This is a genomic window from Paraburkholderia sp. BR14374 (assembly GCF_040948685.1).
Classification (GTDB): domain Bacteria; phylum Pseudomonadota; class Gammaproteobacteria; order Burkholderiales; family Burkholderiaceae; genus Paraburkholderia; species Paraburkholderia youngii.
Map to the genome: position 1 here is coordinate 179,193 of NZ_JBFPKF010000003.1, position 18,849 is coordinate 198,041.

At 66.8% G+C, this 18,849-nt stretch carries 7 protein-coding genes; all 7 read left to right on the forward strand.

The window, feature by feature from the left end; genetic code table 11:
* Positions 1–301 precede the first annotated feature (301 nt).
* The 7 genes from AB3X86_RS07990 (at position 302) to treY (ending at position 18,849) form a co-directional block, all read left to right on the forward strand.
* On the forward strand, positions 302–3,754 hold the full coding sequence (locus AB3X86_RS07990; RefSeq protein ID WP_368595545.1) for a maltotransferase domain-containing protein: 3,453 nt from the start codon (positions 302–304) through the stop codon (positions 3,752–3,754).
* Positions 3,751–7,218, forward strand: coding sequence for a maltose alpha-D-glucosyltransferase (gene treS / locus AB3X86_RS07995; RefSeq protein ID WP_368595546.1), 3,468 nt, complete (start codon positions 3,751–3,753; stop codon positions 7,216–7,218). Before AB3X86_RS07990 ends, treS begins: the two co-directional genes overlap by 4 nt.
* Positions 7,211–9,421, forward strand: coding sequence for a 1,4-alpha-glucan branching protein GlgB (glgB, locus tag AB3X86_RS08000; protein ID WP_368595547.1), 2,211 nt, complete (start codon positions 7,211–7,213; stop codon positions 9,419–9,421). The genes treS and glgB overlap by 8 nt, the downstream gene beginning before the upstream one ends.
* A 115-nt stretch (positions 9,422–9,536) precedes the next feature.
* The gene (glgX, locus tag AB3X86_RS08005; protein WP_368595548.1) at positions 9,537–11,750 is read left to right on the forward strand and encodes a glycogen debranching protein GlgX; all 2,214 of its coding nucleotides are present in this window, start codon (positions 9,537–9,539) and stop codon (positions 11,748–11,750) included.
* A gap of 135 nt (positions 11,751–11,885) precedes the next feature.
* The gene (gene treZ / locus AB3X86_RS08010; RefSeq protein ID WP_368595549.1) at positions 11,886–13,790 is read left to right on the forward strand and encodes a malto-oligosyltrehalose trehalohydrolase; all 1,905 of its coding nucleotides are present in this window, start codon (positions 11,886–11,888) and stop codon (positions 13,788–13,790) included.
* A complete protein-coding gene (malQ, locus tag AB3X86_RS08015; protein WP_368595550.1) occupies positions 13,787–15,985 on the forward strand; it encodes a 4-alpha-glucanotransferase in 2,199 nt (732 codons plus the stop codon). Before treZ ends, malQ begins: the two co-directional genes overlap by 4 nt.
* On the forward strand, positions 15,982–18,849 hold the full coding sequence (treY, locus tag AB3X86_RS08020) for a malto-oligosyltrehalose synthase (RefSeq protein WP_368595551.1): 2,868 nt from the start codon (positions 15,982–15,984) through the stop codon (positions 18,847–18,849). Before malQ ends, treY begins: the two co-directional genes overlap by 4 nt.

Here is an 18,849-nt window from a genome sequence, read left to right on the forward strand (position 1 = left end):
CGGGCGCGCACCTTCGGCATGCGCCATCTCAACGTAACCTCCCCCTTTTCCCGCTAGCGGGCCGCCGCGTTGGCACATGGTTTGCTCCCTTTCCGCGACGAGTGACGACCAGTCCCACCGGACCGCGTCTGGCGCGAAAGCACCCGCGACTGGCCAGCGGGGTGACGATCTTTGCACTACATTGACCAGTACGTGCCCCCGCTGACGCATCGCGCGGTATCCGGCTCGGGAAGCCCAATGAGCGCTGTGATCGCATGCCAACTGCATCCACACCGCAGCAGGACAACTCTGGAAACGACCGATGGAACCTCCAAACGGGTACGCGCCGCGGATTTACTTTTTTCACTCTCTTCTCGTCGGGCCCCTCGATGCCTGGCCCGCGCAGTTCGCTCACGCGGCCGGGCTCGGCTTCGATCACGCGTTGATCGCCGGGCTGTTCGAGCCGGGCCAGGCGGGCCACGGTCAGGTGGTTGGCAATCACGCGCGGCTGCATCCGGTGTTCGAGGCACAGCATTCGGTGCCCGACGCCGTGCGCATGCTCGCCGAAGCCGCGCGCCGCAATAATCTGACGCTGCTGATCGATCTGGTGATCGACCGCGTGGCAGCCGACGGCGTGCTGTACAGCGAACATTCGGACTGGTTTCACGCGCGCGAGTCCGAGCTCGCGCGGCTCGATCCGCGCCACGTGCATCGCGAAGACAACGTCGCCTACGCGAATTTCGACGACCCCGCGACGAGTGCCTCGCTGTGCGTCTGGTGGACCCAGCAACTGCTCGCGCTCGCCGAGGCGGGGGTCGGCGGCTTTCGTTTCGATTCACCACATCGCGTGCCGGCTACCGTATGGCGTCAGCTCGGCGATGAAGTGCGTGCGAAGCATCCGCACGTGCGCTTTCTCGCGGCCACGCCGGGCCTCGCGCGCGGCGACCTGCCCGGGCTCGAGGCAGCCGGCTTCGACAGCGCGTTTTCGTCGGTGCGCTGGTGGGACTTCCGTTCGAGCTGGATGGCCGAGGAGCATGCGGCGCTCGCGCGCGTCGGCGCCCCGATCGCCTTTCCCGAGGCGCCGTACGGCACGCGCCTCGCCGCCGAGTTGAGCGACGTGCACGATGCGGCGATCGTCGAGCGGGCATACCGACGCGCGCTGTTCACGTCGGTTGCAGTGGGCAGCGGCTGGATGATGCCGATGGGCTTCGAATACGGCATCGCCGAACCGATGTCGCAAACGCGCGGCGACGCCGCGCAGTTCGCGCGCGCCGTGCAGTCACGCCGCTTCGATCTGAGCGCCGCCGTCACCCAGGCGAACGACTTCGCGCGCAATACGCCGACGCTGCACGCCAACGGTGAATTGCGCCAATTGAGCGGACCCGGGGCATCGGCCGCGGTTCTGCTGCGCGCCGACGCGGCCGATCTGCGCGACGCCAGCGAAGCACTCCTGATCGCCGTGAATCCCGAACTCGGCGCGCCAGTGCGGGTCGATCCCGCGCGCTTCCTCGCGGGCGTGCCGGGCAGCTTTACGCGCTTCGTGCCTCTCGATGCACGCGGCCGAAACGAACCCGCGGCCCTCGCGCCGTTCGCGCTTGCGCCCGGCGCGGTGCGGCTGCTGCGCGCGTTCGCGGAACAGCCGATCTACCTCGCGCCGCCCATCGACAAGTCGAACAGCAAGCGCAGCGGCCACAAGACCGTGCTCGACGCGATCGAGGCGCCGCGCGTCGCGATCGAGAGCGTGTCGCCGTCGGTCGAAAACGGCCGCTTCGCGGCCAAGCGCAGCGTCGGCGAGCGCGCGGAGATTCGCGCGGCGATCTTCGCCGAAGGTCACGACAAGATCGCGGCCGCCGTGCTGTGGCGCGCGGCCGACGAAACCGCGTGGCACGAAGAGCTGATGTCGCCCGCACCGCCGGCCGGTCTCGACTTGTGGAGCGCGCGCATTCCGCTCGAGCGGATCGGCCGCTACGAATTCACCGTGATCGCTTGGCGCGACGACTTCGCGTCGCTCGTCGAGCACATCCAGAAGAAGCTGAAGGCGAACCAGACCGTCGAGATCGAACTCGACGAAGCCGCGCATCTGTTCGCGCTCGTGCTCGCCGAAGTCGAGACTGGCGAGGGCGCGGACAAGGAGCAGCTCGAACACATCGTGCGCGACTTCCAGAAGGCCGACGCCGAACAGAAGCTCGCGCTGATTCTCGCGCCCGCCACCGCGGCAGCGATGACCGCCGCGCGCCACCGGCCGTTTCTGAGCCGCGATCAGGTGACCTACAAGATCGACGCGGAACGCACCGCCGCCTATTTCGCGAGCTGGTACGAAATCTTCCCGCGCTCGATGAGCGACGACGAATCGCGCCACGGCACGTTCGCGGACGTCACCGCGAAGCTGCCGCGCATCCGCGACATGGGCTTCGACGTGCTGTACTTCCCGCCGATTCATCCGATCGGCCTCGCGAACCGCAAGGGCCGCAACAACACGTTGACCGCGCAGCCGGGCGATGTGGGCAGTCCGTATGCGATCGGCGCGGCCGAAGGCGGCCACACCGCCGTGCATCCGCAGCTCGGCACGCTCGACGATTTCAAGGCGATGCTCGCCGCCGCGCATGCGCACGGCCTCGAAATCGCGCTCGACTTCGCGATCCAGTGCTCGCCCGATCACCCGTGGCTGAAGGAGCATCCGACGTGGTTCGCGTGGCGCCCCGACGGCACGCTGCGCTACGCCGAGAATCCGCCGAAGAAGTATCAGGACATCGTCAACCCGGACTTCTACGCGCGCGATGCGAAGCCCGACCTGTGGCTCGCGTTGCGCGACGTGATCCTGTTCTGGGTCGACGCGGGTGTGCGCATTTTCCGCGTCGACAATCCGCACACCAAACCGCTGCCGTTCTGGGAATGGATGATCGCCGACGTGCGTGCGCGCCACCCTGATGTCATTTTCCTCGCGGAAGCGTTCACGCGGCCGCGCATGATGAACCGGCTCGGCAAGATCGGCTTCTCGCAGTCGTACACGTACTTCACGTGGCGCGAGTCGAAGCGCGACTTCACCGAGTACATGGTTGAGCTCACGCAGACCGGCGCGCGCGATTTCTACCGGCCGAACTTCTTCGTCAATACGCCGGACATCAACCCGCGCCATCTGCAATCGCAGGGACGCACGGGCTTTCTGATCCGCGCGGCGCTGGCCGCAACACTCGCCGGTCTGTGGGGCGTGTATAGCGGCTTCGAACTGTGCGAGGCCACCGCGCTGCCGAACAGCGAAGAGTACCTCGACTCCGAAAAGTATCAGTTGCGCGCGTGGGACTGGCACCGGCCCGGCAATATCGTCGGCGAGATCACCGCACTGAATCGCATCCGGCGCGCAAATCCGGCGCTGCAAACGCATCTCGGTCTCACGTTCCTCACCGCGCACAACGATCACATCCTGTTCTTCGAGAAGGCGACCGAGTCGCGCGACAACGTGATCGTCGTCGCGATCAATCTCGATCCATTCAACGAGCAGGGCGCGGACATCGAGTTGTCGTGGGACACGTTCCAGCGCTGGCATCTGGACGACCACGCCGCGCTCGAAGTGATCGACCAGATGACCGGCGCACGCTTCGAATGGCACGGACGCTGGCAGCACGTGCGGCTCGGCTCGGGCCAGCCGTTCTCGATCTGGCGCATCGCGCCGCTAGGCGGCCTGCCCGCCGATCGCCCGGAGGACGGCGACCACGAACACGACAGCGCTCTTCACGCAGACGCTGTCACCCCAACCTGGATGGAAGGTGGAACATGAAGCGCGACGATCCAGCCCAATCCACGCACGAGGCGCAAACGGCCACGGCCGTCGGCACCGCGGCGAAGGTACGCACGCGCCGGCGCGGCAAGCCCGCGGCGCTCAGCGACGATCCGCTGTGGTACAAGGACGCGATCATCTACCAGGTGCACATCAAGTCGTTTTTCGATGCGAACAACGACGGCGTCGGCGATTTCCCCGGCCTGATCGCCAAGCTCGACTATATCGCCGAGCTCGGCGTCAACGCGATCTGGCTGCTGCCGTTCTATCCGTCGCCACGCCGTGACGACGGCTACGACATCGCCGACTACCGCAACGTGCATCCTGACTACGGTCAGCTCGCGGACGTGCGGCGCTTCATCCAGGAAGCGCACGCGCGCGGCATCCGCGTGATCACCGAGCTCGTCATCAATCACACGTCGGATCAGCATCCGTGGTTCCAGCGCGCACGGCGCGCGAAGGCCGGCTCGAACTATCGCAACTACTACGTGTGGTCCGATACCGATCAGAAGTACGCGGAGACGCGCATCATCTTCATCGACTCGGAGCCGTCGAACTGGACGCACGATCCGGTTGCGGGCGCGTACTACTGGCACCGCTTCTACTCGCACCAGCCCGATCTGAACTTCGACAATCCGGCGGTGATGAGAGAGGTGCTGCAGGTGATGCGCTTCTGGCTCGACATGGGCATCGACGGGCTAAGGCTCGATGCGGTGCCGTACCTGGTCGAGCGTGAAGGCACCAACAACGAGAACCTGCCGGAAACGCACGAGATCCTGAAACGGATTCGCGCGACCATCGACGCCGAATATCCGAACCGGATGCTGCTCGCCGAGGCGAACCAGTGGCCCGAAGACGTGAAGGAGTACTTCGGCAACGAAGACGAATGCCATATGGCGTTCCACTTCCCGCTGATGCCGCGCATCTATATGTCGATCGCGAGCGAGGACCGCTTCCCGATCACCGACATCATGAAGCAGACGCCGGACCTCCCCGATTCGAACCAGTGGGCGATCTTCCTGCGCAATCACGACGAGCTGACGCTCGAAATGGTCACCGACTCCGAGCGCGATTATCTGTGGAACACCTATGCGAGCGATCGCCGCGCACGTTTGAATCTCGGCATTCGCCGCCGTCTCGCGCCGCTGATGGAGCGCGACCGCCGCCGCATCGAGCTGATCAACTCGCTGCTGCTGTCGATGCCCGGTACGCCCGTCATCTACTACGGCGACGAACTCGGCATGGGCGACAACATCCACCTCGGCGACCGCGACGGCGTGCGCACGCCGATGCAGTGGTCGTCGGATCGCAACGGCGGTTTCTCGCGCGCCGACCCCGAGCAACTGGTCCTGCCGCCGGTGATGGGTACGCTGTACGGCTTCGACGCGGTCAACGTCGAAGCGCAGAGCCGCGACCCGCATTCGCTGTTGAACTGGACGCGCCGCATGCTGGCGACGCGGCGCGCGAAGCAGACCTTCGGACGCGGCACGATCCGCTTTCTGAAACCGGAAAACCGCAAGATCCTCGCGTATCTGCGCGAGATGCCCGGCGAGGCGCCGATCCTGTGCGTCGCGAATCTGTCGCGCGCGCCGCAGGCGGTCGAGCTCGACCTGTCCGAATTCAACGGCTTCGTGCCGATCGAGATGACCGCCGATTCGGTGTTCCCCGCGATCGGCCAGCTGACCTATCTGCTGACGTTCCCGCCGTACGGCTTCCTGTGGTTCATGCTGTGCGAAGGCGGTGGACGTCCGACGTGGGCGCAGGCGCATTCCGAGCCGCTGCCCGAGTTCGTCACGATCGTGATCCGCGAGGGGCAGACCGGGCCGACACCCGAAAACGTGCGGCTGCTCGAATCCGAAGTGCTGCCGTCGTGGCTGAGCCGGCGCCGCTGGTTCGCGTCGAAGGATCAGAAGATGCATGCGGTGCGGCTCGCCGCTCTGACCACGATTCCGAACGGCGGCTTCGCATTCACTGAAATCGAAGCGGACGTCGGCGATCACACCGAGCGCTACGTGGTGCCGATCGCGATCACATGGGGCGGTGAAACCACCACGCCGCTGTTCCTGCAGTTGGCATTGGCGCGCGTGCGGCGCGGCCGCAACGTCGGCCATCTGACCGACGCGTTCTCGCTGCCGATCTTCGCGCACAACGTGCTGCGCAAGATGCGCGAACACGCGGTCGTGCCGACCGTGCAGAAGAGCGAAATCAAGTTCCTGCCGACCGAGCGCTTCGCCGAACTCGACAATCTCGGCGAGCGGCCCGAGATTCGCTGGCTTGCGGCCGAGCAGAGCAACAGCTCGCTCATCATCGCCGATGCCGCGGTGCTGAAGCTGGTGCGGCGGCTCGTCAGCGGCATCCATCCGGAAGCGGAAATCAGCCGCTATCTGACGCAGCTCGGCTATGCGAACACCGCGCCGCTGTATGGCGAAGTGGTGCGCGTCGATCCCGAGGGCGTGCCGCATACGCTCGCAATCCTGCAGGGCTTTATCGACAATCAGGGCGATGCGTGGAACTGGTCGCTCGATTATCTGCGCCGCTCGGTCGACGAACTCGCGATCGCGGTCGACACCGAAACGCAGACCGCCCCCGACCGCACGAACGAGTCGATCTTGCTGGACGGCTACGGCGAGCTTGCGGGCATCATCGGCCGACGGCTCGGCGAGCTGCACGTCGCGCTCGCCACGCCGAGCGACGACCCCGCGTTCGCGCCGGAACATGCCAGCGCCGAGCACGTGAAAGCGTGGGTCGACGCGACGCAGACGATGCTCGCGAGCGCGCTCGATCTGCTCGCGCCGCGCATCGCGGAGATGAGCGACGCGGACACGAAGGGGCTCGCGCAAAGCCTGATCGATCGGCGCGCCGCGCTGGTCAAGGCGGTCGACAATCTCGTGCCGGGCGACGCGGGCGCGTTGCGCATCCGCATCCACGGCGACTTCCATCTCGGTCAGGTATTGGTCGCGCACGGCGACGCGTATCTGATCGACTTCGAGGGCGAGCCCGCGCGTTCGCTCGAGGAGCGTCGCCAGAAATCGAGCCCGTTGCGTGACGTAGCCGGTCTGATGCGCTCGCTGTCGTATGCGAGCGCGGCCGCGCAATCGACCACCGAAAGTGCGCCGCAACAGACCGCCGATCGCAAGCGTGCTCTGTTCGAGCGCTTCCGCTCCCACGCGACCACGGCGTTCCTCGCTGAATACCGCGCGGCCGCCGCTCAGTCGTCCGAACCGCTCGTCGCGCCCGAATCCGAAGAGGCGCTGCTCGATCTGTTCCTGATCGAGAAGGCCGCTTACGAGATTCGCTACGAGGCGGCCAACCGGCCGACGTGGCTCGGCTTACCAGTGCGCGGCCTCGCGGCGCTCACGAGCCGTCTGCTCGGCGACACCGGCGCACCGCCGCATTACGATCCATCAACCCGGGTGTCCGGCTCCGCCGCGCCGCCCAACCCGGCCGAGGGCGACTATGAGTGAGCATGATCCGGCCGCAGGCCTTCAACCCGTCGATATCGACGCGCTCGTCGAAGCGCGCCACCCCGATCCGTTTTCGCAGTTGGGGCTGCATCAGACGGACGCGGGTCCGATCGTGCGCGCGCTGCTGCCGAATGCCGCGCACGTCACCGTGATTTCGCGCGCCGATGGCGCGACGCTCGGCGAGCTCGAGCAATTGCGGCCTGGCCTGTTCGCGGGCCGCATCACGTCGGCGATGCCGTATCGCTTGCGCATCGACTGGCATGGCGTCGTGCAGGAAGTGGAGGATACCTATTCGTTCGGTCCGGTGCTCGGCGACGAGCCGCTGCAACGTCTCGCACACGGCGATCCGTACGCGGTGCTCGAATGTCTGGGCGCGCGGCCAGTCGACATCGACGGCGTGCCGGGCGTGCGTTTTGCCGTGTGGGCGCCGAATGCGCGGCGCGTGTCGGTGGTCGGCGACTTCAACGCGTGGGACGGCCGCCGTCATCCGATGCGGCTGCGTCACGAGGCGGGTGTGTGGGAGCTGTTCGTGCCGCGCGTCGGCGCCGGCACGCGCTACAAGTACGAGCTGCTGTCGCGCGACGGCCATCCGCTGCCTTTGAAAGCGGATCCGTGCGCGATGCAGACGGAAAAGCCGCCGGGCACCGCGTCGATCGTCGCGCACGTCGACGAGATCGAGCAGTTTCCGTGGACCGATCACGAGTGGATCCAGTCGCGCGCCGGCAGGCAGACCGCGCGCACGCCGATCACGATTTACGAAGTGCACGCGGAGTCGTGGCTGCGCATCGCCGAGGAAGGCCAGCGCGGTCTCGTCTGGGAAGAGCTCGCCGAGCGGCTGATTCCCTACGCGAAGAGCATGGGCTTCACGCACATCGAATTTCTGCCGATCGCCGAGCATCCGTTCGGCGGCTCGTGGGGCTACCAGCCGCTCGGGCAGTTCGCGCCGTCCGCGCGCTTCGGCAAGCCCGAGCAGTTCGCGCGTTTCGTCGATCGCGCGCACGAAGCGGGGCTCGGCGTGATTCTCGACTGGGTGCCCGCGCATTTCCCAAACGACGCGCATGGCCTGATCGATTTCGACGGCACGCCGCTCTACGAACATGCCGACCCGCGCGAGGGCTATCACCAGGACTGGAACACGATGATCTACAACCTCGGCCGCAACGAGGTCAGCGCGTTCCTGATCGCGTCGGGGCTCGCGTGGCTGCAGCGCTATCACGTCGACGGCCTGCGCGTGGATGCGGTCGCGTCGATGCTGTATCGCGACTACTCGCGCGCGGCCGGCGAGTGGGTGCCGAACATTTATGGCGGCCGCGAGAATCTCGAATCGATCGCGTTCCTGAAGCGCTTGAATCATGAAGTCCGCTATGTGCCGGGCGCACCCGGCGCGATCACGGTCGCCGAGGAATCGACCGCATGGCCGGGCGTCACCGCGCGCGTCGCGGACGGCGGTCTCGGTTTCGACTTCAAGTGGAACATGGGCTGGATGCACGACACGCTGCACTACATGCACGAAGACCCGGTGTATCGCCAGTATCACCACCACAACATGACGTTCGGCATGGTGTACGCGTATTCCGAGCGCTTCGTGCTGCCGCTTTCGCACGACGAGGTGGTGCACGGCAAGGGCTCGCTGCTCGGCAAGATGCCCGGCGACCGCTGGCAGCGTTTCGCGAATCTGCGCGCGTACTTCGGTTTCATGTGGACGCACCCGGGCAAGAAGCTGATGTTCATGGGCGGCGAATTCGGCCAGATGGCGGAGTTCGACCATGACGGCTCGCCGCATTGGCATCTTCTCGATGATCCGGCCCATCACGGCGTGCAGTTGCTGGTGCGCGACCTGAACCATCTGTATCGCAACGAGCCGGCGCTGCATCTGCTCGACAGCGAACCGGGCGGCTTCGAATGGTTGATCGGCGACGACAGCGCCAATAGCGTGTTCGCCTATCGGCGCACCGACGGCGCGGGCCAGGAGTTCGTCGTGGTGTGCAACATGACGCCGGTGCCGCGACTCAGCTATCGGCTCGGCATGCCGCGCGGCGGGCGCTGGGTGGAAGTGCTCAATACCGATGCGGCCGTATACGGCGGCTCGAATATGGGCAACGGCGGACTGATCCATTCCGACCAGGTAACGAGCCACGGCAGGCCGCATTCGGCCGCGCTGACTTTGCCGCCACTCGCAACGATCGTCTTGCGCGCGGACTAAGGAAACGTGCCGCAGCACAGGCGCGCGGCGCGAAGGCAAGCGCCGCGCCCCCGTTGCATGAAGACTCGGACAGACCCGGGCTCTAGCTCGACAATCAGAACAGGAAAGGGAAAACATGTCGCATGCGTTGCCCGATCGGTTGCTGCCCGGCTCACCGTATCCGCTCGGCGCGAGCTGGGACGGGCTGGGCGTCAACTTCGCGGTATTCTCGGCCAATGCGCAAAAAATCGAGCTGTGCCTGTTCGATTCCACCGGACGCAAGGAGATCCGCCGCTTCGCCATGCCCGAATGCACCGACGAGATCTGGCACGGCTATCTGCCGAACGCGCATCCTGGCACCGCGTACGGCTTTCGCGCGCACGGGCCGTATCAGCCGCATTTCGGGCATCGCTTCAATCCGCACAAGCTGCTGCTCGACCCGTATGCGCGCAAGCTCGTCGGGCAATTTCGCTGGTCCGACGCGCTGTTCGGCTATCGCGTGCATTCGAATCGCGCGGATCTTTCGATCGACCGGCGCGATTCCGCGCCCGCGATGCCCAAGTGCGTCGTCGTCGACGAGGCGTTCGACTCGTCGCACGACCGGCGTCCCGACGTGCCGTGGGGCGAAACCGTGATCTACGAAACGCACTTGCGCGGCGCGTCGATGCTGCGCTCCGACCTGCGCCAGCATGAACGCGGCACGTTCGCGGCGCTCGCGGCGCCCGAGTTCATCGAGCATCTGCTGAAGCTCGGCGTGACCGCGGTCGAGCTGCTGCCCGTGCACGCGTTTCTGAACGACCGCTTCCTCGTGGAGCGCGGCCTGCGCAACTACTGGGGCTACAACACGGCCGCGTTCTTCGCGCCGGAGCCGACCTACCTGAGCACGCACCGGCTCGACGAAATGCGCATCGCCGTGCGGCAACTTCACGCGGCCGGCATCGAGGTGATTCTTGACGTGGTCTACAACCACACCTGCGAAAGCAACGAGATGGGCCCGACCATCTCGTGGCGCGGCCTCGACAACGCCAGCTACTACCGGCTGATTCCCGGCGACGAGCGTCACCATATCAACGACACCGGCTGCGGCAATACGGTCAATCTGCCGCATCCGCGCGTGATGCAGATGGTGATGGATTCGCTGCGCTACTGGTCGACCGCGTTCAACATCGACGGCTTCCGTTTCGATCTCGGCGTGACGCTCGGGCGCGAAAGCCACGGCTTCGATCCGGGTTCGGGCCTGTTCGACGCGTTGCGCCAGGACCCGGTGCTGTCGCAACGCAAGCTGATTTCCGAGCCCTGGGATCTCGGCCCTGGCGGCTATCAGCTAGGCAATCATCCGCCCGGCTTCAGCGAATGGAACGACCGTTTCCGTGACACGGTGCGACGGTTCTGGCGCGGCGACGCCGGCCTGCGGCCCGACCTCGCCGCGCGCCTGACCGGTTCGGCCGATTTGTTCAACCGGCGGCATCGCAAGCCGTGGGCGTCGCTCAACTTCGTCACGTCGCACGACGGCTTCACGTTGGCCGATGTCACCGCGTACGAGCAGAAGCACAACGAAGCCAACCAGGAAGACAACAACGACGGCCACAACGAGAATTGCAGCCGCAACTGGGGTGTCGAAGGCGCGACCGACGACCCCGCGATTCTCGCCACGCGCCGCCGCGTGTCACGCTCGCTGATCGCGACACTGATGATCGCGCTCGGCACCCCGATGGTGCTCGCCGGCGACGAAGCGCTGCGCACCCAGCGCGGCAACAACAATGCTTACTGTCAGGATAACGACCTATCCTGGATCGACTGGGACCTTGTGGATTCGCCGGAAGGCCGGCGCATGACCGAGTTCGTCGCGCGCGTGATCGGCTTGCGCAAGCGCCACCCGCTGTTGCGTGAAACGCGCTTTCTGTTCGGCGACCGTGAGGTGCTGCCCGGCCTGTTCGACGTCGGCTGGTTCGACGAACACGGCGATCCGCTGACGATCGAAGCGTGGCAGGACCCGGAGGGCCGCGCGTTCACATTGCGTCGCGCGGGACCGGGCCTGAATGGCGAAACCGAAGTATTGTTATTGATGCTCAACGCTCACGACGAACCGCTGCAGTTCTCGCCTCCCGCGCCGCACCTGGAATGGCACGTGCTGCTGGACACCGCCGATCCGGACCGCGCGCCGCAGCGGCTCGCCACGGCCGAACTCGAGGTCGGCGCACACGGCCTCGTGATACTCGCCGCGCAGCCGACCGGCGAAGCGGATTGGCAAGCCGGCTGGGTGGCCGGCGCGCAGCACGGGCCGCGGTTGTTGACCGCGCTGCCGCCCGACCCTGGCGCGCAGACACCAAACGACGATGGCTCGCAATGAACAATGCACTGCGGAGACATAGCTTGAGCGTGGACAAATCGCAACGCAGCCGGGGTGGCAAGAATGTTGCAACGCAATGCTTGCGTCGCGTCACCTTGCTATCCAGGCGCGTTTGCAGAGTCGAATGGTGAAGACATGTCCGATAGTCCGATTGATCCTCACACGCATCATCACGCGCACTGCCTGCCGTTCAGCGCGCAGTTGATCGGCGCGAGCGGCACGCGACCGCGCACGCGGTTCCGTTTTTGGGCACCGTCGTGCAACAGCGTGCAGGTGGTCATCGAAAGCGGCCACGCGCAAGGCACGCACGACATGGCGCCGACCGGCAACGGCTGGTTCGAGGCCACCGTGGAGAGCGGTGCGGGCACGCTGTATCGGTTCCAGCTCGACGGCAAGCAGACAGTGCCCGATCCGGCCTCGCGATTCCAGCCGCGGGACGTGCATGGCCCGAGCGAGGTCATCGATCCGCGCGCGTACCACTGGGAACACACCGAGTGGCACGGCCGGCCCTGGGAAGAAACGGTACTGTACGAATTGCACGTCGGTGCAATGGGCGGCTATGCGGGCGTGCAAAAACGCTTGCCGGAGTTCGCCGCGCTCGGCGTCACCGCGATCGAACTGATGCCGTTGAACGACTTTCCCGGCGCTCACAACTGGGGTTACGACGGCGTGCTGCCGTACGCGCCCGACTCCGCCTACGGTCGTCCCGAAGAACTGAAGGCACTGATCGACGCCGCACATGGTGTCGGCCTGATGGTGTTTCTCGATGTCGTCTACAACCACTTCGGTCCGGACGGCAACTATCTGCATACGTACGCAGAGCCGTTTTTCCGCGCGGGAGTGAGCACGCCATGGGGCCCCGCGATCGACTTCGAGCGCAGCGAAGTCAGCGACTTCTTCACCGACAACGCGGTCTACTGGATCAACGAGTACCGCTTCGACGGACTGCGCTTCGACGCGGTGCATGCGATCGACAACCCCGCGTGGCTGCGCGAGCTGTCGGACCATATCCGCGCGCGCGTGCAGCATGGCCGCCACGTGCATCTGGTGCTCGAAAACGAGCACAACAACGCGAGCCTGCTCGACGCGCATTTCGACGCGCAATGGAACGACGACGCGCACAACACGCTGCACGTGCTGCTGACCGGCGAAACCGAAGGCTATTACCACGCGTATGCGAGCGAACCGATTCGCCGGCTCGCGCGCGTGCTGTCCGAAGGCTTCGCGTATCAGGGCGAGCCGTCGCCGCTGCACGATGGTGCGCCCCGTGGCGAAGCGAGCGCGCATCTGCCGCCCACGTCGTTCGTGATGTTTTTGCAGAACCACGATCAGATCGGCAACCGTGCGTTCGGCGAACGTCTGCGCAAGCTGACCTCGGACGACGCGCTGCGTGCCGCGACTGCGTTGCTGTTGCTGTCGCCGCAGATTCCGCTGCTGTTCATGGACGAAGAATACGGCTCGACGCAACCGTTCCTGTTTTTTACCGATTACACCGGCGATCTCGCCGACGCCGTGTGCGAAGGGCGACGCCGTGAATTCGCGCGTTTCGCCGCGTTCAGCGACGAGAAAAGCCGCGCGCAGATTCCCGATCCTAACGATGCCCAGACCTTCGCCGCGTCGTCGCCACCCGCGCCCGATGCGAAGCCGACACCGGATCGGCTCGACTGGATGCACTACTACAAGTCCGCGCTCGCGGTGCGCGCGAAGCTGATCACGCCGCGCCTGAAACATACGAAGGCGTGCGGCGCGACCGTGCTGCGCGACGCGGGTGGCGGAGACGCGAACGCGCTGGTCGCGCGTTGGAAACTCGGTGATGGCGAGACGCTGTCGATCGCGCTGAATCTGTCGCAACAGAACGTCGCATTCGACGACATCCCCGCCGGCAAGATCGTTTTCGAAACGCCGCCACGCGCGCGCGAGCAGGCCGACGCGCGGGTATTGCCCGCTGATGCGTGCATCGCATGGCTGACCGGCGACATCAACGAATTCGCGAGCCGCCATGATGCGCGCATCGCGTCGCACGAGGAGCAGCGCGCGTGACGACCCGACGCCCCAACGACCGGCTCGCCGCGCTCGCCACCCGCGCAGGCTTCGAGGTGGAGTGGCAGGACGCGCACCACCACACGCAGCACGTGCCCGAAAAAACACTCGGCACGCTGCTCGAACGCATGGGTCTGCCGTGCGGCAATGCCACCGATATCCGCCACAGCGCCGCTGCTCTGGAGGCCGAACTATCGGGCCGCAGGCTGCCGCCGCTGATGACCGCGGTGATCGGGCGTGGCATCGCGCTGCCGGCGGCTGCGGTCAAGTCGGGCAGCCATTACCGGATCGAGCTGGAGAGCGGCGCGATCATCGACGGCCGCTTCACCGCGCCGAAAGGCGAGGAAGCGCTGCTCGCGCCGATCGACGAAGCCGGCTATCACACGCTCGTGATCAACGACCAGCGCATGACGCTCGCGGTCGCACCGCCGCGCTGCTACACCGTCGCCGACGCATGGCGCACGCTGCACGGCGGCGATGGCGACGGCCACGTCTCGCCGCCCATGCCGCCACTATGGGGCATCGCTGCGCAACTGTATGGCTTGCGTCGCGTCGGCGATGGCGGCATCGGCGATTACACGGCGCTCGCGCAGCTTGCACGGCACGGCGCGCAGCGCGGCGCGCACGCGCTCGCCGTCAGTCCGACCCACGCGATGTTCAGCGCACAGCCCGAGCGCTTCAGCCCGTACGCACCGTCGTCGCGTTTGTGGCTCAACGTCACACATATCGATCCGGCGGCGGTGTTCGGCGCCAACGCGTGCGCATCGGCATCGGCGCAGGCCGGCAACGCATCGTCGAAATTAGAAGACCTACCGCTGATCGACTGGCCGCAAGCGACAGCGTTGAAACTCACGATATTGCGCGCGCTGTACGAGCAGTTCAACGCGAACGAGCGCCCGCAGCACTCGCCGCGCGCACTCGAATTTCACGGCTTCTGCGAACGTGCGGGCCGCGCGCTCGAAGATCACGCGCGCTTCGAAGCGCTGCAAGCCGCGCAACTCGCGCAAGGCGGCGACGGCCATTGGCGCAACTGGCCCGACGCGTTGCGCGAGCCGCGCAGCCCCGAAGTCGACGCGTTCGCGGCCGCGCATCGCAACGAGGTCGATTTTCATCTGTTCCTGCAGTGGCTGGCCTCGCGCGGCCTATTGCACGCGCAGCACACCGCGCGCGAAGCCGGCATGGCGGTCGGCCTGATCGCCGATCTCGCGGTGGGTTGCGACAGCGCAGGCAGTCATGCATGGTCCTACCCCGACGACATGCTGCAGGGCGTGTCGGTCGGCGCGCCACCCGATCTGTTCAACCAGGCCGGCCAGTCGTGGGGACTCACCACCTTTTCGCCGCGCGCGATGCGCACGCAGGGCTTCGCCGCGTTCATCGACATGCTGCGCGCGGCGTTCGCGCATGCCGGCGGCATCCGCATCGATCACATTCTCGGCTTGCGGCGTCTGTGGCTCGTGCCCGAAGGCGAAAGCGCGCGCAACGGCGCGTATCTGCGCTATCCGCTCGAAGACCTGCTGCGGCTGATCGCGCTCGAATCGTGGCGGCATCGCGCGATCGTGATCGGCGAGGATCTCGGCACCGTGCCGTCCGGTTTTCGCGAGCGGCTCGACGAGCACGGCATCGAAGGGATTCGCGTGCTGTGGTTCGAAGGCGCGCCCGACGGCCACGGCTTCAAGGCGCCGGCCGATTGGGACAGCTACGCGGTCGCCACGACGACCACGCACGATCTGCCGACTGTCGCCGGCTGGTGGCGCGGCAGCGACATCATGTGGCGCAACCGCATCGGCCAGACGATGGCGCGCGCCGACGGCCGCGACCCCGAAGAAGCGGCGCTCGAAGAACGCGCTCAGGAGCGCGCCGATTTATGGCGCGCGTTACAGCGAGCGGGCGTGGCCGCGCCCGACGTCGCGCCGCCGGACGCCGACAACCCGCCGGTCGACGAAGCGCTCGCATTCGTCGCCGCGACGCCCGGGCCGCTCGTCACGTTCCCGCTCGAAGACCTGCTCGCGCTCGCCGAGCAGCCGAACCTGCCGGGCTCGATCGACGAACATCCGAACTGGCGCCGCCGCATGGCGCTGCCCATCGACGCGATGTTCGACGACCCCGTCTTCACCGACCGACTGCTGGCCGTCGACGGCGCTCGCCGCGCCGCCGCGCCTTCACCGAACACTTCCGCGGAGCCCGACACGCCATGACCGTCCCACGCTCCACACTGCGCCTCCAGTTCCATCGGGGCTTCACGTTCGACGACGCCGCGCGCCACGTCGAATACTTCGCCGCGCTCGGCATCAGCCATCTGTACGCGTCGCCGATCACGACGGCCGAGCCCGGCTCGATGCACGGCTACGACACCGTCGACTACACCCAGGTCAGCGCCGAATATGGCGGCGAGGCGGGCTTGAGGCGCCTCGTCGACAAGCTGCGCGCGCACGACATGGGGCTCATCGCCGACATCGTGCCGAATCATATGGGCGTCGGCGGTTCGAGCAACGCGTGGTGGCTCGACATCCTCGAATGGGGACGCCACAGCGCGTATGCGCGTCATTTCGACGTCGACTGGCACTCACCCGATCCCGCGCTGCGCGGCAAGGTGCTGCTGCCGACGCTCGGCGCGTCGTACGGCGATGAACTGATGGCGGGCCGCATCGCGCTGCATTTCGCGGCCGACAGCGGTCGCTTTTATATCGGCTACGGCCCGCACGTGTTCCCGGTCTGCCCGGTCGATTACGCGGCGATCCTGCAAGGCGCCGACCGCGCCGATCTGAGCGCGCTCGCCAATCGCTTTCACGGACTCACGACGCAGCCCGCCGATCAGCCGCGCGCCGCCGAAGCGCGCGACGCGCTGCGCGAGTTCGTCGCGCGCGAAGGTGCGTCGGCGATCGAGTTCGTGCTGGAGACTTACGCGCCGCAAGATCCGGTCACGCGCGACCGGCTGCATCGGCTGATCGAGCGGCAGCATTTCCGGCTCGCGTGGTGGCGCACCGCCTCCGACGAAGTGAACTGGCGGCGCTTCTTCGACATCTCGACGCTCGCCGCCGTGCGCGTCGAGCGGCCCGAGGTGTTCGAGGCGGTGCATGCGCTGATCTTTCGCCTCTACCGCGAAGGGCTCATCGACGGCTTGCGGATCGATCATATCGACGGGCTCGCCGAGCCGCGCGAATACTGCCAGCGTTTGCGCCAGCGGCTCAGCGAGTTGCGCGACGCCGCTCCGTACGTGGTGGTCGAAAAGATTCTCGGCCGCGGCGAGCCGTTGCGCGACGACTGGCCCGTCGACGGTACGACCGGCTACGACTTCATGAGCGACGTCGGCGCGCTGCTGCACGATCCGGCCGGCGCCGAGCCGCTCGCCAACACGTGGGCCGAACTGACCGGCCGCAGCGCGCGCTTCGCCGATGAAGCGCACGCGGCACGGCGCAAGATTCTCGCGGAAAACTTCTCGGCGGAACTGGACCGCGCGGCGCGCGCGCTGCATCGGATCGCACGCGATTCGCTGAACACGCGCGACTTCACGTACCCGGCGCTGCGCCGCGTGCTGACCGAACTGGTCGTGCATTTCCCCGTGTACCGCATGTATCCGCTGGGCGGACTGCGCAGCGCCGCCGACAACGTCTATTTCGAGCAGGCGCTCGCGGGCGCGCGCGCTTCGCTGCCGCGCTCGGACGACGCGGCGCTCGAGCGCGTAAATGCATGGCTCGGCGGCAGCGCAGAAGAGGCGCCGCCCGCGCGGCCCGGCGCGCAGTCGCAGCAGCAGGCGCAGGGCGGTGGAGCGCCGCCGCATGCGGGATCGTCGCGGCGCAGCGCGCAAACGCTGTTTTCGCAGCTGACCGCGCCGCTCGCCGCGAAGGCGATCGAAGACACCGCCTGCTATCGCTATGGCCGTCTGCTGTCGCGCAACGAAGTGGGCTCGGACCCGGGCGAGTTCGCGCTGTCGGTCGAGCAGTTTCATGCGGGCAATCTCGAGCGCGCGCAACGTTTTCCGCATGCGATGCTGGCGACCGCCACGCACGATCACAAGCGCGGTGAAGACGTGCGCGCGCGGCTCGCGGTGTTGAGTGAGATCGCCGACGAATGGGGCGCGACGCTGCGTGCCTGGTCGACGTTGAACGCGCCGCAGCGTCGCGCGCTCGACGGCACGCCGATCAGCAGCGTGAGCCAGGACAAGAGCGACGCATGGGCTCCCGGACCCGCCGCCGAGGATATGCTGTACCAGACGCTGGTGGGTTGTTGGCCGCCCGATCTGCGTGCCGACGACGAAGCCGGCGTCAAGGAGCTGGCCGAACGCGTCGCGCAATGGCAGTTGAAGGAGCTGCGCGAGGCGAAGCTGCAAACCAGCTGGCTCGCCCCCGACGAAGCCTACGAAGCCGGCTGCCGCGAGTTCCTGTTCGGCATCCTCGCGCCGCAGCGGCGCGACGCCTTTCTGAAGGAGCTGTCGGCGTTCGTCGAGCGGATTGGCCGCGCGGGCGCGCTCAACAGTCTGCAGCAGACGGTGCTGCGTCTTGCGTCACCCGGAATCCCCGATCTTTACCAAGGCACCGAGCTGTGGGACTTCAGCCTCGTCGATCCGGACAATCGGCGGCCCGTCGATTTCGCGCAACGCGAGGCGTGGCTGCCCCAAGCGCAAACGCCGCCGTCGGAATTCCTCGCGGACTGGCGCGACGGACGCGTGAAGCTCGCGGTGATCCAACGCGTGCTGGCGCTGCGCACGCATCTGCCGGAGTTGCTGAGTCAGGGCACGTATCTGCCGCTCACGGTGCGCGGCGCGCATGCGTCGAATGTGATCGCGTTTGCGCGGCGCCACGGCAATGCGTGGGCCGTAGTGATCGCCAGCCGGTTGGCGGCGGGCTTGCTTGGCGACGATGCCGATCTGCCGCTCGTCGAGCCGGCGCAATGGGCGGATACGGCCGTCGAAATGCCGCCCGATCTGTCGGCGCGCGCGCTGTTCGACTGGCTGAGCCCCGCCGCGCCGAAAGTCGACGATCACGGGCTGCTGCATCTGCGCGATGCGCTCGCCGCGATGCCGGTCGCGGTGCTGGTGGAGGATGGGGTGCCTCGAAGCTGA

What these genes read in the sequence shown, in the direction of transcription:
- AB3X86_RS07990 (WP_368595545.1), top strand. Translation starts at nt 302, where the DNA reads ATGGAACCTCCAAACGGGTACGCGCCGCGGATTTACTTTTTTCACTCT.
- treS (WP_368595546.1), top strand. Translation starts at nt 3,751, where the DNA reads ATGAAGCGCGACGATCCAGCCCAATCCACGCACGAGGCGCAAACGGCC.
- treY (WP_368595551.1), top strand. Translation starts at nt 15,982, where the DNA reads ATGACCGTCCCACGCTCCACACTGCGCCTCCAGTTCCATCGGGGCTTC.
- glgX (WP_368595548.1), top strand. Translation starts at nt 9,537, where the DNA reads ATGTCGCATGCGTTGCCCGATCGGTTGCTGCCCGGCTCACCGTATCCG.
- glgB (WP_368595547.1), top strand. Translation starts at nt 7,211, where the DNA reads ATGAGTGAGCATGATCCGGCCGCAGGCCTTCAACCCGTCGATATCGAC.
- treZ (WP_368595549.1), top strand. Translation starts at nt 11,886, where the DNA reads ATGTCCGATAGTCCGATTGATCCTCACACGCATCATCACGCGCACTGC.